General features: G+C 47.0%; 11 protein-coding genes and 1 riboswitch. Of the genes, 9 read left to right on the top strand and 2 right to left on the bottom strand.

Translation table 11 applies throughout. The features are described 5' to 3' along the window. Positions 1-5: 5 nt before the first annotated feature. A complete protein-coding gene (nusA, locus tag OGH69_RS04910) occupies positions 6-1,247 on the top strand; it encodes a transcription termination factor NusA (RefSeq protein WP_265173333.1) in 1,242 nt (413 codons plus the stop codon). A 51-nt stretch (positions 1,248-1,298) separates the two neighbouring features. Beyond that, a complete protein-coding gene (gene infB, locus OGH69_RS04915) occupies positions 1,299-4,112 on the top strand; it encodes a translation initiation factor IF-2 (RefSeq protein WP_265173334.1) in 2,814 nt (937 codons plus the stop codon). Between the two features lie 364 nt (positions 4,113-4,476). On the opposite strand, the gene metK is transcribed toward infB, so the two are convergent. After that, positions 4,477-5,727 (bottom strand): methionine adenosyltransferase, encoded by a 1,251-nt coding sequence (gene metK, locus OGH69_RS04920; protein WP_265173335.1) that lies wholly within the window; start codon positions 5,725-5,727, stop codon positions 4,477-4,479. A gap of 715 nt (positions 5,728-6,442) precedes the next feature. On the opposite strand from metK, the gene OGH69_RS04925 reads away from it, so the two are divergent. Next, a complete protein-coding gene (locus OGH69_RS04925; protein WP_265173336.1) occupies positions 6,443-6,874 on the top strand; it encodes an OsmC family protein in 432 nt (143 codons plus the stop codon). 281 nt (positions 6,875-7,155) lie between these two features. Next, a complete protein-coding gene (locus tag OGH69_RS04930; protein ID WP_265173337.1) occupies positions 7,156-7,680 on the top strand; it encodes a hypothetical protein in 525 nt (174 codons plus the stop codon). Between the two features lie 178 nt (positions 7,681-7,858). Here OGH69_RS04930 and OGH69_RS04935 read toward each other — a convergent pair whose 3' ends face one another. Continuing rightward, a complete protein-coding gene (locus OGH69_RS04935; RefSeq protein ID WP_265173338.1) occupies positions 7,859-8,725 on the bottom strand; it encodes a hypothetical protein in 867 nt (288 codons plus the stop codon). 107 nt (positions 8,726-8,832) lie between these two features. Next, positions 8,833-8,939: riboswitch (SAM riboswitch) on the top strand. A gap of 145 nt (positions 8,940-9,084) precedes the next feature. On the opposite strand from OGH69_RS04935, the gene OGH69_RS04940 reads away from it, so the two are divergent. From OGH69_RS04940 to OGH69_RS04960, 5 genes are all read left to right on the top strand, one after another. Then, on the top strand, positions 9,085-10,074 hold the full coding sequence (locus tag OGH69_RS04940; protein WP_265173339.1) for a homocysteine S-methyltransferase family protein: 990 nt from the start codon (positions 9,085-9,087) through the stop codon (positions 10,072-10,074). Between the two features lie 49 nt (positions 10,075-10,123). Then, a complete protein-coding gene (locus tag OGH69_RS04945) occupies positions 10,124-10,477 on the top strand; it encodes a four helix bundle protein (RefSeq protein WP_265173340.1) in 354 nt (117 codons plus the stop codon). A 1-nt stretch (position 10,478) separates the two neighbouring features. Further along, positions 10,479-13,157: a methionine synthase gene (metH, locus tag OGH69_RS04950; RefSeq protein WP_265173341.1), complete on the top strand. Its 2,679-nt coding sequence runs from the start codon at positions 10,479-10,481 to the stop codon at positions 13,155-13,157. Positions 13,158-13,237: 80 nt separating this feature from the next. Next, entirely contained in the window at positions 13,238-14,194 is a 957-nt protein-coding gene (gene metF, locus OGH69_RS04955; protein WP_265173342.1) for a methylenetetrahydrofolate reductase [NAD(P)H], read from the top strand. Between the two features lie 122 nt (positions 14,195-14,316). Beyond that, positions 14,317-15,174, top strand: coding sequence for a peroxiredoxin family protein (locus OGH69_RS04960; protein WP_265173343.1), 858 nt, complete (start codon positions 14,317-14,319; stop codon positions 15,172-15,174). Positions 15,175-15,213: the final 39 nt, after the last annotated feature.

The raw sequence follows: 15,213 nt of genomic DNA on the forward strand, positions 1-15,213 counted from the left end.
TTGGCATGGAAAATCTCGCATTAATAGATTCGTTTTCAGAGTTTAAAGATGATAAGCTTATAGATCGCGTTACGCTGATGGCGATACTTGAAGATGTATTCAGGAACGCGCTGAAAAAGAAATACGGGTCGGATGATAACTTTGACATCATCATCAACCCTGATAAAGGCGATATGGAGATATGGAGGAACCGTGTAGTGGTTGCCGACGGAGAGGTAGAAGATCCTAACCAGGAAATATCACTTACCGAAGCCAGGAAAATCGAGCCGGACTTTGAAGTTGGAGAAGATGTGTCGGAAGAAGTGAAGCTTATCCAGCTGGGCCGCAGGGCGATACTGGCATTACGACAAAACCTGATCTCTAAGATACACGAGCACGACAATACCAACCTGTACAAGCAGTTTAAGGATCTTATTGGCGATATTTATACGGCAGAAGTACACCACGTAAGGCCAAAAGCCGTAATTTTGGTGGATGATGAGGGCAACGAAATCGTTTTGCCGAAAGAAAAACAGATACCATCCGACTTTTTCAGGAAGGGAGACAACGTACGCGGCATCATTGAAAATGTGGAGCTGAAAGGCAACAAGCCGCAAATCATTATGTCACGCACATCCGAAATGTTCCTTGAGAAGTTGTTCGAACAGGAGATACCTGAGGTTTTCGACGGCCTTATTACCGTAAAAAAAGTGGTAAGGATCCCGGGCGAAAAAGCGAAGGTGGCAGTAGATTCTTATGATGACAGGATTGACCCGGTAGGTGCCTGTGTGGGTATGAAAGGATCGCGAATCCACGGCATCGTGAGGGAGCTTGGCAACGAGAACATCGACGTGATCAATTATACTACCAATACACAATTGTATATATCCAGGGCGCTTAGTCCGGCTAAAGTGTCTTCCATCAAAATCGATGAGGCCAATGGCAGGGCAGAGGTATTCCTTAAGTTGGAGGAAGTTTCAAAGGCCATAGGCCGAGGCGGGCACAATATTAGGCTGGCAGGATTATTGACAGGATATGAGCTTGACGTTATCCGCGAAGGCAATGCTGCAGAAGATGAAGATGTTGAGCTGACAGAATTCTCAGACGAGATAGAGGGCTGGATCATTGAGGAGTTTGCAAAAATAGGCCTTGATACTGCCAGGAGCGTACTAAGGCAGGATGTGGCCGACCTTGTGAGGAGGACCGACCTTGAGGAAGAAACCATCCTTGATGTTGTCAGGATATTGAAGGAGGAATTCGAGGACTAAGGCTAACCGACACAACACAACACAACAAAGAAGATAATTTAATAAGATTGTATGTCTGAAGAAAGAGCAATAAGAATAAACAAAGTATTAAGGGAATTGAATATTTCGCTTGACAGGGCAGTGGAGTTCCTTAAGGAAAAAGGACACGCCATTGAGGCCAGCCCTAATGCCAAGATATCAGGCGACGAATACAATGCCCTTTTCAACCAATTTTCTGCCGACAAAGGAAAAAAAGACGCTTCCCTCGAAGTAAGTGAGGAAAAGAGGAAAGAGAAGGAAGCGCTTCGCATAGAGCGCGAACGCGAGATGGAAGAAAAGAGGAAGCAGGAAGAGGACAGGCAGCGCCATGAAGTGATAAAAGCGAAAGCATCACTGTCGGGCCCTGTTGCCGTGGGCAAAATTGACCTTGATGCCAAAAAGAATGAGCCTGCTTCAGACACGCCTTCTAAACCTGAGCCACAAGCAGCAGCGCCTGTACTGCAACAGGAACAACCCAAACCTGCCGAGCCCAAGGCGGAGCCGGTTAAGGAAAAACCTGCTGCCGAAGCGCCTAAAGCAGCACAGGAAGCACCAGAAGAAGAACCAAAACCAGTAGCTCAGGAGCCTGCACAGCCTGCGGCTCCCGGTGATGAAAAAATACAGACCCAATACCAAAAACTTACCGGGGCTACCTTTACAGGGCAAAAAATCGACCTTTCGCAGTTCGATAAGCCTAAGAAGAAAAAAGAAGACTTCCGTAAGGATGGTCCGAGGCCCGGTGCCAATAATACAGCAGGGGGAGGCGCAGGCCAAAACCAGCAGGGTGGTGCCGATAAAAAGAAACGCAACAGGATTACCCCTAAGCCGCAAGGACAGGGAGGTCCGGGGCAGGGCGGCCAGAACAGGCCGGGCCAGCAGGGCGGCAACAAATTTGGCCCTAATACAGGCAAACGTCCGGCCATTGTAGCCAAGGTAGAGCCTACCGAAGAAGAAGTTAAGAACCAGATCCGCGAGACCCTCGAAAAGCTTCAGGGCAAAGGAGGAAAATCCAAAGCGGCAAAATACAGGAGGGATAAGCGTGACAGCCACCGCCAGAAGTCGGACGACGAACAAAGGATGCTCGACGAAGGCAGCAAGACGCTTAAGGTTACCGAATTTGTAACCGTTGGTGAGATCGCTACCATGATGGATGTGCCTATCACTAAAGTTATATCGGTATGTATGTCGCTGGGCATCATGGTAACCATGAACCAGAGGCTTGATGCCGAAACCCTTACCATTGTAGCCGATGAATTTGGGTATGAAGTGGAATTCATCACTACCGACATTGAAGAAGCGATGGAAGTTGTGGAGGACAGGGAGGAAGACCTTGTATTCAGGGCTCCGATCGTTACTGTAATGGGCCACGTTGACCACGGTAAGACATCTCTGCTTGACTACATCCGTAAGGAAAATGTGATTGCGGGCGAATCGGGTGGTATCACGCAGCATATCGGTGCCTACGGGGTAACCCTTGACAACGGGCAAAAGATAGCATTCCTCGATACACCGGGCCACGAAGCGTTTACCGCGATGAGGGCCAGGGGTGCGCAGGTTACGGATATTGCGATCATCGTTATCGCGGCAGACGACGACATCATGCCACAGACGAAGGAAGCCATCAACCACGCACAGGCAGCTGGTGTTCCCATCATTTTTGCAATCAACAAAGTGGATAAGCCGGCGGCAAATCCTGAAAAGATAAAAGAGAGGCTTGCGGGCATGAACCTCCTGGTGGAAGACTGGGGCGGTAAAATACAGTCGCATGACATTTCGGCCAAAACAGGCCTTGGTGTGAAAGACCTTCTTGAAAAAGTATTGCTTGAGGCCGAGATACTCGACCTTAAGGCCAACCCGGACAAAGCGGCTGTAGGTACAGTTGTAGAAGCGTTTCTTGATAAAGGTCGCGGCTATGTATCGACAGTGCTTGTACAGGGCGGTACACTTAAAGTGGGCGACTATGTCCTTGCAGGTAAGCACCACGGCAAGATCAAGGCGATGCACGACGAGCGTGGCCACAATGTAAAATCAGCAGGCCCATCGACACCTATATCGATACTTGGACTTGATGGCGCGCCAACGGCGGGTGACAAGTTCAGTGTATTCGAAGACGAAAGGGAAGCAAAACAGATCGCTGCCAAGCGTACCCAATTGATGCGCGAGCAGTCGGTACGTACGCAGAGGCACATTACCCTTGCCGAGATTGGAAGGCGTATTGCCCTTGGGCAGTTCAAGGAACTTAACATTATCCTTAAAGGTGACGTGGACGGTTCGGTAGAAGCGCTATCAGACTCGTTCTCGAAACTTTCGACCGAAGAGATACAAATCAACATCATACACAAAGGCGTTGGTGCGATTACCGAATCGGACGTATTGCTTGCTTCGGCTTCGGATGCGATCATCATCGGGTTCAACGTTCGCCCTTCTGCAAGTGCAAGGACGCTGGCCGACAAAGAGGAAATCGACATCAGGAACTACTCGATCATCTATGATGCCATCGACGACCTTAAAGACGCAATGGAAGGCATGCTTTCGCCTGAGCTTAAGGAGGAAGTTACCGGTACAGCCGAGATACGCGAAACGTTCAAGATTTCGAAAGTGGGTACCATTGCAGGATGTATGGTTACTGACGGCAAGATATTCAGGAATTCCAAGATCAGGCTCATCCGCGACGGCGTAGTTATCTACACCGGGGAACTTGCCGCGCTGAAACGCTTTAAGGACGACGTGAAGGAAGTTTCCAAAGGTTACGACTGTGGTATGCAGATCAAGAACTACAACGACATACAGCAACTGGACATCGTCGAGGCCTACCAGGAAGTAGAAGTGAAGAAGAAGCTGAAATAATCTTTAGCTTTCAGATATACGAAACCCATGCGTGAGCATGGGTTTTTTATTTGATACGGCTATGTTTTCGCGCACCCATTGACAATTGTTGTTTTCGTTCCCCTTCCCCTCCCCTTGAGAGGTGCCCATAGGGCGGGGTGGTTAAAAACACCTTCAATATCTCTACGACTGCCTAAACCACCCCGGCTTTTAGCCACCCCTCCGGGGGTAGGGAAGAGCTCCACTCGTACCGATCAATACTTCGATGCCTATGAAAGACTGCTTCGTGCATCGCAGTGATGGTACACATAAATCGTTCTGTCACGGCAAAAAAAACGCCCTCCTGTTAAAGAGAGCGATTTTCCAATATAAAGGTTAGTAACAATTATAAGTTGAAGGTGGCTTTTACCTTATCCACATAGTCCAGTTTTTCCCATGTAAACAGCTCTACCGTAACCTCTTTGGTTTCGCCGCTTGGCGATTTGAAGGTTTTGGTAACCGTTTCGGGCGTGCGGCCCATGTGTCCGTAGGCAGCCGTTTCACTGTAGATAGGGTTCCTCAGCTTCAGGCGCTGCTCGATGAAGTAAGGGCGCATGTCGAACAGCCCCTCTACTTTTTTAGCGATCTCGCCGTCGCTCAGGCCTGTTTTGCCTGTGCCGTAGGTGTTGATGTAAATACCCATAGGCTTAGCCACACCGATGGCATAGGATACCTGTACCAGTATCTCATCGGCTACACCGGCAGCAACAAGGTTCTTGGCAATGTGGCGCGTGGCGTAGGCAGCGCTGCGGTCTACCTTGCTTGGGTCTTTGCCCGAAAAGGCACCACCACCGTGGGCTCCCTTACCACCGTAGGTATCTACGATGATTTTCCTGCCTGTAAGTCCTGTATCGCCGTGAGGCCCGCCGATTACGAACTTACCCGTAGGGTTGATGTGGTATTGTATGTTGTCGTTGAAAAGGTGTGCGTACTGCGGGTTGTTCTTCACTACCCTTGGTACCAGTATTTCGATGATGTCTTTCTTGATCCTGGCAAGCATAGCCTCTTCAGCATCAAAATCATCATGCTGTGTAGAGATCACTATGGCATCGATGCGCACCGGCTTGTTATGGTCATCATATTCCAGCGTTACCTGGCTTTTGGCATCGGGGCGAAGGTATTTTATCTCGTTGTTTTCGCGGCGAAGTTCAGCCAGTTCCTGTAGCAGCTTGTGCGAAAGGTTAAGTGCAAGCGGCATATAATCAGCGGTTTCGTTGGTCGCGTAACCGAACATCATGCCCTGGTCGCCCGCGCCCTGGTCTTCCTTATTCTGGCGGTCCACACCCTGGTTGATGTCCTGCGACTGCTCGTGTATGGCTGAAAGCACACCACACGAGTTGGCCTCGAACATGTATTCGCTCTTGGTATAGCCAATTTTCTTGATCACATCGCGTGCGATTTGCTGCACGTCGAGGTATATTTTGGATTTTACTTCGCCGGCAAGAATCACCTGGCCAGTAGTAACAAGGGTTTCGCAGGCTACCTTCGACTCAGGGTCGAAAGCAAGAAAATTATCGATCAGCGCATCAGAGATCTGGTCAGCAACTTTGTCAGGATGTCCTTCGCTCACGGACTCCGACGTAAATAAATATGCCATTAGTAAACTATTTTGCGGGAGGTAAGTGATGCAGCCGCTAAAGGGAAGGGAATTCCTGCTTTAGCATTTTTTATTGAGGTTGCAATCAGACAAATTTTTCCTCCGGATTTATAAGGTGCAAATGTATAAAACAGTAACGGAATAAAAAAAAGGTTTTACTATTTATTCAGCACATGAAATTTTAGATTGCCAGAATTTAAGCAAATGCAAAGAGTCTGGCTTTAATAGAAAAAGACAGTTTATTTAATTCACCGTGTAAACCAAGCGCAAACGATTTCTGTTAAAGTTTAAAATTATGCTTGCATATATTAAAAATAGTGTCGAAGTTTGTTAAAGTCAAAATCGAGAAAAAATGATCTTTATTAAATCCCAATACCGTTGCTTTATGTGGAACCACTCCACAGGGGCCGTTATTGCATGATTGTAAAGTCTTAAACCGACATAATCTGTAAAGGCCCCCGCAATAAAAAGCAGGGGCCTTTTGTTTTTAATATACATCAATAGAAGAGTAGTACAATGAATACCGTTATCCGCACATCGTCACACCGCCAGCATATCTGTTTTACATGGATGTACTGTAAGCGCGCGCCGTTGCCAAAGAGGATAACCCCATCTTAGTTTTTAGAATTCAAATTCAGATAAGGTCCTTTGGCAACAGTGCTAAAGGGCCTTTTTTGTTACAGTTCAATCATTAATCACAATAAAATCGCTAATCATGAAAACGCAAATTAACGTACTCGGATACACAGGCAACAACAGCCAGTTTGTAGTGAAGACCCTCAATGCCAATCTGAGGATGGACCAAAATGAAAAATACCCTGAGTTGGAAGGCCCCAACCCTTACGAATACATCCTGGCCGGCTTTGCCGGGTGCATCAATGCCCTTGGGCAGGAGGTAGCCGCAGAGCAGGGGATAGCGCTCCGTTCGCTACAGATCGAGATAACCGGCAGCCTTGAAAAGGAAGGCAGGGCGGCACGCCCGGGCTTCAGGAACATCGAGATCACCCTAAAGCCGTCATCTGCCGCATCGCTAGATGTACTGCAAAACTGGATGAAAGAAGTACAGCACCGAAGCCCCGTATATGATACGCTGGTGAACAACACTCCCGTACACCTGAACCTGTACAAGGAGTACACCTATAACTAAGGTTACTAACCCGGAAACACCTGCTTAGCCGGAAAATGCGGCAGGTGTTTTATAAGATATATTGTCCGATATTTTGTAATGCGAATGTCATATTGAGCGCAGTCGAAATGCGGCATTTTCATTATTTCAGGCTTCTCGACTGCGCTCGAAGTGACAGCAGGAACTTGGTAAAATGTCGGATATGCTGTAAAATAAGTTTGTTTTAAGTTGTTTTGTTTGTTTGTGAAAGAACTGCCTTCGGGCAACTGCAGGCAGTTTCTTTTTTTAAAAATTGTAAAGTAATGGCCAAAAGGATAAATATAGTGCTGTTCGGCATAGGGAATACCGGCAGCGCGCTCATCAATAAAGTATTGAAAGAACGTAAGGAACTCGTGCTGGAACGCAAGGTGGACCTGAGATTCCCTGTAATCACCAATTCAACCGTAGCCTTTTTTGAGAAGGAAGGCGCCAACTATTCATGGGAGGCCAATTTCATACAGTTTGCAATACCCTTTAAGCTTGAGGATGTGCTGTATTACCTGATGGAGAATAACATTGACAACCTCATTGCCGTAGATGCCACTGCCAGCGCCGCCCTTGCTGCTGAGTACCCCGATCTGGTAAAGAGCGGGTTCAGCATTGTAACGGTGAACGAAAGCCTGGGCTACCTGCCGGATAATTTTGAGAAGGGTGTACAGTTCCTGGCTGAAAGCCGCGGGTTGGAATACCGCTCGGTGGCCAATGAAGTTAAGAGTAAAGAAGCCGCAGCTGAAGCGCTTTTTGATGCCATACTGGATGTGGCGGAGAAAAAGAGCAAGGCAGCGTAAAAATATAAGTTTGTTTGGTTTGTTTGTTTATTTGGTAAATCCCGGGCTGAGAAGTCCGGGATTTTATTTGTAACGGGATTTCGTGTCATATCGAGCGCAGTCGAGATGCATTAAAAGGGAATTTCGTTATACAAGGCTTCTCGACTGCGCTCGAAGTGACAATGAGCACGAAGTAGGATCATTTTAGCTTTATCCTCTTTTTCTTCTCCACAATATCTCCGTAATCATCATCCCAGTTTTTGTAATGCAGGTAATAATTTCGCCCTTTTTTGATGACACGTGCGGCATCGGATTCGTCATCGTTAAAAGCGTTGGCTTGGGCGAGTGTATTCCATTTTTTGCCGTCATAGCTTAGCACGTAGATGTTGTGGCAGCAGCCGTGGGAGTAATATGTTGCCATAATGATTTCCTCCCTGCCATCCCCGTTCATATCGGGTAAAGACTCTAAATCCATGCCATAGCACATAGATTCGGTAATATCGGGGATGCCGTTGCCAAATTTAGCAGTCATGTAACAGGTGCCACGCCCGCACTCACCGGATATGGAATCGTTGGCTTCAACCACCCGGTCATATTCTACAGTAACGCTATCTTTTATTTTATCACCGTTAATGTCACCCAGCAAGTAGTGATTCCGGAAAGTTTCTATCCGCTCGCCCTCGGCAAGGAAAGTAAAAGCCGGGTCAACCCACACTTTGTACGGGATGTTTTTTGGGTTGTCAATTACAGCTTTCAGTTTATAGTACTTACTGTTACCGTCACATCCCTTGGAATTATTGACGGTGATGATGATGGAGTCGTTCTTTACTTTGGCGGATGCAGTGTAGTCCCCACATTCCAGTAAGTTATAGTACTTAGTTGCGGCTATTGTGCTATTTTCCTTCTTCAAGTCAAGGATTTCCTCTTTCTCCAGTTTTTTGATAGCATCGGTTACGGATACATCAGGGATTTGGGAGATGGTAATGGTGATGGGTTTGGCATCAGTTTGCGCTTTTATTCCGCATAAAGGAAGAATCAGCAATAAAAGCAGGTAATAAGGTTTCATTTTGGAATGATTTGCCCTGCTAATATAATGATTTGGCAAACTCATGGGTAAGATTTGCTTTTTAAAAATCTATTCCCTTACTTTGCACTGTTCTTTTACACACTGAACCGTTATCACGAAAGGCAGAGGGAATAGACCCTGTGAAGCCTTAGCAACCCTTTATCTTTAAAGAAGGTGCTAAATTCTACCAAACTCACGTGCGGATAGATAACAAACGAAATACTTCTCCGGTATTTCCCACTCCAATCTTGATGACATAATAGTAATTTACGCGCGAAAAGCAGGAGCGAGTCCTGTTCCCGCTACAGGTTTTTCAGTCTCAAAGGCAACTTTAAACCTTAAACTTTGAACTAAGAATTATGTCAAAAATACAACAAGCAATACGCGAGCGTATCCTCGTTCTCGACGGTGCAATGGGTACCATGCTGCAGCGCCACAACTTCTCGGAAGAAGATTTCCGGGGAGAGCGCTTTAAGGATTTCCCGCATCCGCTGAAAGGCAACAACGACCTGCTGTCGCTTACCCAGCCCGAAGCCGTAAAGGATGTGCACCGCCAGTATTTTGCCGCGGGTGCCGACATTGTGGAGACCAATACCTTTTCAGGAACTACCATCGGCATGGCCGATTACCACATGGAAAACCTGGTATGCGAACTCAATTATGAGTCGGCCAAAATAGCCCGTGAAGTCGCAGATGAATTTACCGACAGGCCAAGGTTTGTAGCGGGTTCCATCGGGCCGACCAACCGCACCGCCAGCATGAGCCCCGACGTGAACGACCCGGGCTTTAGGGCCGTAACGTTTGACGACCTGCGCATTGCCTACAAAGAACAGGTAAAAGCCCTGATTGATGGTGGGGTAGACGTGCTTTTGGTGGAAACCATATTCGACACGCTGAATGCAAAGGCTGCTTTATTTGCCATTGAAGAAATAAAGGACGAGCTGGGTATCGACATTCCTGTAATGGTAAGCGGAACTATTACCGATGCTTCAGGTAGAACATTATCAGGACAAACGGTCGAGGCTTTCCTCATTTCCATATCACACCTGCCGCTATTGAGCGTGGGCTTTAATTGTGCCCTTGGCGCCGATCAACTTAAACCCTACCTTAAACGACTGGCTCACAACACCTCGTTCAGCATATCAGCACACCCAAATGCAGGATTGCCCAATGCCTTTGGCGAATACGACCAGACACCCGCAGAAATGCAGCAGTTGATAAAAGAATATTTAGACGACAATCTGATAAATATTATTGGCGGCTGTTGCGGAACGACACCCGAACACATTCGTTTAATCTCAGAGGTGTCAAAAAAATATAAACCGAGAGAGTTGTCGGTTGTCGGTTGATGGTTTTCAGATTTACCAGTTAATCGGAATTATATTTCAAAGAAAGTAAATGGATTATATAAAATTGGATGTTTGGATAGAATCAAGAAAACTGGCAAACATTATTTACAATATATCGAAGCAATTTCCAAAGGAAGAAACACATGATATAACCAACCAAATGAGAAGGTGTGCTGTTTCTATACCATCAAACATTGCTGAGGGATGCGGCAGGCAAACAGCGAAAGATACTATTCAGTTTCTCCATATTTCACGCGGGTCTTTGTATGAATTGGAAACACAATGCTTTATAGCATTAGATCAAATATATATAGCTGATGAGCAATTCAACCAGGTGTTTGAATTTGTACAATCATGCACAAGGTTGCTGAACGGATTTATTAATTATTACAAAAAGCTGTAAGATGTACGAGGACAAATCCGACAACCATCAACCGACAACCGACAACCGTTATCTGCGTTTGTCAGGGCTTGAGCCACTAATAGTGACTCCGGAAAGCAACTTTATTAACGTGGGTGAGCGTACGAACGTTACGGGATCTCGTAAGTTTTTAAGGTTGATAAAGGAGGAAAAATATGAAGAAGCACTGGACGTTGCCCGTGCCCAGGTAGAAGGCGGCGCGCAGATCATCGACATCAATATGGATGAGGGTATGCTCGATGGCGTGTATGCCATGACCAAGTTCCTTAATCTCATTGCTGCCGAGCCTGACATTGCGCGTGTGCCGGTGATGATCGACAGTTCCAAATGGGAGATCATTGAGGCGGGGCTAAAGGTGACACAGGGCAAGAGTGTGGTGAATTCCATCAGCCTGAAGGAAGGCGAGGCGGCATTCATCGACCATGCCAAAAAGGTGAAGCGTTATGGCGCTGCCGTGATCGTTATGGCTTTTGACGAAGAGGGCCAGGCAGATACGTACCAGCGCCGCATCGACATCTGTAAACGCTCGTACGACATATTGGTACAGAAAGTTGGCTTCCCGCCCGAAGACATTATTTTCGATCCGAACATATTTCCCGTAGCAACCGGAATGGAAGAGCACCGCGCCAACGCGCTCGATTTTTTCCTTGCCACAAAATGGATACGCACAAACCTGCCGTATGCCCATGTGAGCGGCGGGGTGAGCAACGTGTCGTTCTCTTTTCGCGGGAATGACAAAGTGCGCGAGGCGATGCACTCGGCATTCTTGTACCATGCTATACAGCATGGCATGGATATAGGCATCGTAAACCCTGAAATGCTCGAGGTGTATGATGAGATCGATAAAGAATTGCTGGAACAAGTAGAGGATGTACTGCTCGACCGCCGCGATGATGCTACAGAAAGGCTTTTGGCTTTCGCTGAAAATGTAAAGGGCGATGCGAAAGGTAATGAAAAGCAGGCACAGGAATGGCGTTCACTGCCTGTCCAGGAACGCATTACCCACGCTCTTGTAAAAGGCATTGATGAGTTCATTGAAATTGACGTAGAAGAAGCACGCCAACAGGCAGTAAAACCCATTGAGGTTATCGAGATCAACCTCATGGCAGGCATGAACGTGGTGGGCGACCTTTTCGGGAGCGGCAAGATGTTCCTGCCCCAGGTGGTGAAGTCGGCCAGGGTAATGAAAAAAGCGGTGGCCTACTTGCTTCCGTACATCGAAGCAGGAAAAGATGGCCGTTCATCAAGTGCCGGTAAAGTTTTGATGGCAACCGTAAAAGGCGATGTGCACGACATTGGTAAAAATATCGTTGCGGTCGTTTTGGGCTGTAACAATTTCGAGATAATCGACCTTGGTGTAATGGTGCCGCCGGAAAAAATAATTGAGACGGCTGTTCGTGAAAATGTCGACATTATCGGTTTAAGCGGATTGATCACACCATCGCTCGATGAAATGGTGTATCTCGCCAAAGAGATGGACAAGCTCAATATCAGCATACCTATCATGATAGGCGGGGCAACCACATCGCGTGCGCATACTGCAGTAAAGATTGCGCCGCAATATCGCGAAACTGTCGTACATGTTAACGATGCCTCCCGCGCCGTGACTGTGGCAGGGAACCTGCTCAACAAAACGACGAAAACCGATTATGCCAAAAGCCTGCGTGAGGAGTATGACAAGCTCCGCGAAGGCTACCTGAACCGGTCGCGCGACAAGGATTTTCTGACCATCGAGGAAGCCCGCAAGAACAAGCTGCAGCTGGAATTTGATCCTGTAAAGCCGAATTTCATCGGGACACAGACTATTTATCCAAAACTGGAAGCGTTGGTGCCGTACATCGACTGGACACCATTTTTCCAAACGTGGGATCTGCATGGCAAGTATCCCCGCATCCTCGAAGATGAAGTGGTAGGCGAGCAGGCCAAAGCGCTTTTTGCCGATGCGCAAACCATGCTGAAACAGATAGTGGAGGAAAACTGGTTTGAGGCTAAAGGGATTCTTGGAATATTTCCTGCGAATTCAATCAATGATGATGATATTGAGTTGGATGGATTTAAATTTTTGACGCTGCGCCAACAATCACAAAAAACGAAAGGTGCGCCGAACATTGCATTGGCCGATTTCATCACACCAAAAGAATCGGGTAAGCAGGATTACATCGGGGCATTTGCCGTTAGTACCGGTTTCGGCGTGGATGAAAAGGCTGCAGAGTTTGAGAAGGCCCACGATGACTATAACTCTATTATGGCAAAGGCGTTGGGTGACCGTTTGGCTGAAGCCTTCGCCGAATATCTGCACGAGAAAGTCCGTAAGGAAATCTGGGGCTATGCATCGGATGAAATATTGTCCAACGACGATCTGATAAAAGAAGAATACAAGGGCATCCGTCCGGCACCGGGATATCCTGCCTGCCCCGACCACCTGGAGAAGAACACAATTTGGAAACTGCTGGATGTGGAGAACCAGATTGGCATAAAGCTCACCGAAAGCCTTGCCATGTGGCCCGCGGCATCGGTGTCGGGATATTATTTCGCGCACCCGCAGAGCAAATATTTCGGCCTTGGAAAAATAAAGGAAGACCAGGTGGCGGACTACGCCAAACGACGAAACATAAGTACAGAAGAAGCCACAAAATGGCTAAATCCTAATATAGCGGATTAAAGTTGTTGGTTGATGGTTGTCGGTTGCCGGACAGTGCAGCTCCCATCAACTAACAACCGGCAACTAACACCCAAAATAAGATGAAAGTAACCGAACATATAGAGAATGCCAACGGCAAATGCCTTTTTTCCTTTGAGATACTGCCTCCGCTGAAGGGGCAGAACATCCAATCGATATTCGACAGTATCGACCCGCTGATGGAGTTCAGCCCTCCATTCATCGATGTGACGTATCATAGGGAAGAGTACGAATATCGCGAGCTGCCAAGCGGCCTGCTGGAAAAACGCATCGTAAAAAAACGCCCGGGCACTGTAGGCATTTGCTCGGCAATACAGAACAAGTATGATGTAGATGCGATCCCGCATATCCTTTGCGGAGGGTTTACCAAGGAAGATACCGAGAACTTCCTCATCGACCTTGACTTTTTGGGCATACAGAACGTGGTGGCCCTGCGTGGCGATGCGGTAAAGAGCGAAATTTACTTCCGCCCCGAAAAGGAAGGCAACCACTATGCTACTGAACTGGTGTCGCAGATCGATAACCTGAACAAAGGAATTTATTTGGACGACCATTTGCTGAATACTTCGGCTACGAACTTCTGCATCGGGGTGGCAGGCTATCCCGAGAAGCACATGGAAGCGCCGAGCCTGGACAGTGACATCTATTTCCTGAAACAAAAGATAAAGAACGGTGCGGCCTACATCGTGACCCAAATGTTCTTCGATAATAAAAAATTCTTTGACTTTGTAGACAAGTGCAGGAGGGAAGGCATTACTGTACCCATCATTCCGGGACTGAAGCCTATTTCCACTAAAAAACAGCTCAACCAAATCCCACACCGCTTTAAAGTCGACCTGCCGGACGACCTGATCATGGCGGTTGTGAAGGCTAAAGATAACGATGCCGTGCGACAGATAGGCATCGAATGGTGTACGCAGCAAAGTAAGGAACTTGTGGCGGCGGGCATACCGGTACTGCATTATTATTCGATGGGCAAACCGGATAATATTAAAGCAATTGCAAAGGAGGTTTTCTAGATGCTTAATCTTATTAAGTTCAGGTAGAGGCGTTGCATTGCAACGTCTCTGTTGTTAACCGGAAATATGCCACAATAAAAAGACACTGAGTGAGTTTCTATAGAAACCGAAACCCAACCACTATGCGACAAAAATTACTTTGGACGTTGCTTATCATCAGCACTTCCGCATTTTCGCAGGATTATCCGTTTCTTTCTGCATCCAGCAAGAGAACTACCATGAGTGATTATGTAGATTACCTCAATGCGTTGCCAAAGCAAACGAGGGACAGCCTTATCAATAGCAGAATGTCTTTTAAGGAAGATGGTACAACCTATACTAAGGCTTACTCCGATTCTATCGCAAAAGCAAAGAACTTTTATCGCTACACCACAAGAGTATATAAAGATACTATTGCCAAAACATTCACCTACGTAATGCACTGGCGCACCGATGCCGAGATGGAGGCAGATGGCAAGGCATGGAAGCAAAGTACCGAAGAAGATGAGAAGAACCGTAAAAAGCTCAAGGGCTCTAAGCTGGACGAACTGGCGCTTATTGACATGGATGGCAATACCCACACGCTCGAAACCCTTGCAGGCAAGATAATCGTCATCGATTTTTGGTTTGTCAATTGCTCGGCCTGCATCGAGGAAATGCCGGAGCTTAACAAGATGCGCGAGAAGTTTGGTACGGAAGATGTCGCCTGGTTTGGGATAACGTTCGATAAAAAAGAGAAGGTTGTAAAGTTCTCGGAAAAAATTAAGTTCGATTTTACGCTGATACCGGACAGCAAGCATTTGGTTGACCGTTTTGGGATAAAGTTCTTCCCGACCACCCTCATCATCAACCCTGATCACGAAATTGTTTACACAGGCAAGCTCGGCGCAATGTCCGGCAGGGCCGACGAAATAAAAAAGGCGCTGAAAAAAACGGTAAAAAAAGAAAAGAAAACCAAAAGGGTAAACGTTACGGCCGGCCCGGTGGAACGTATAGAGTAGTTAATGATCATAACCTTCGTATGATTTAGCTATATTTTT

It is taken from the genome of Flavobacterium sp. MFBS3-15 (genome assembly GCF_026107645.2).
GTDB lineage: Bacteria > Bacteroidota > Bacteroidia > Flavobacteriales > Flavobacteriaceae > Flavobacterium.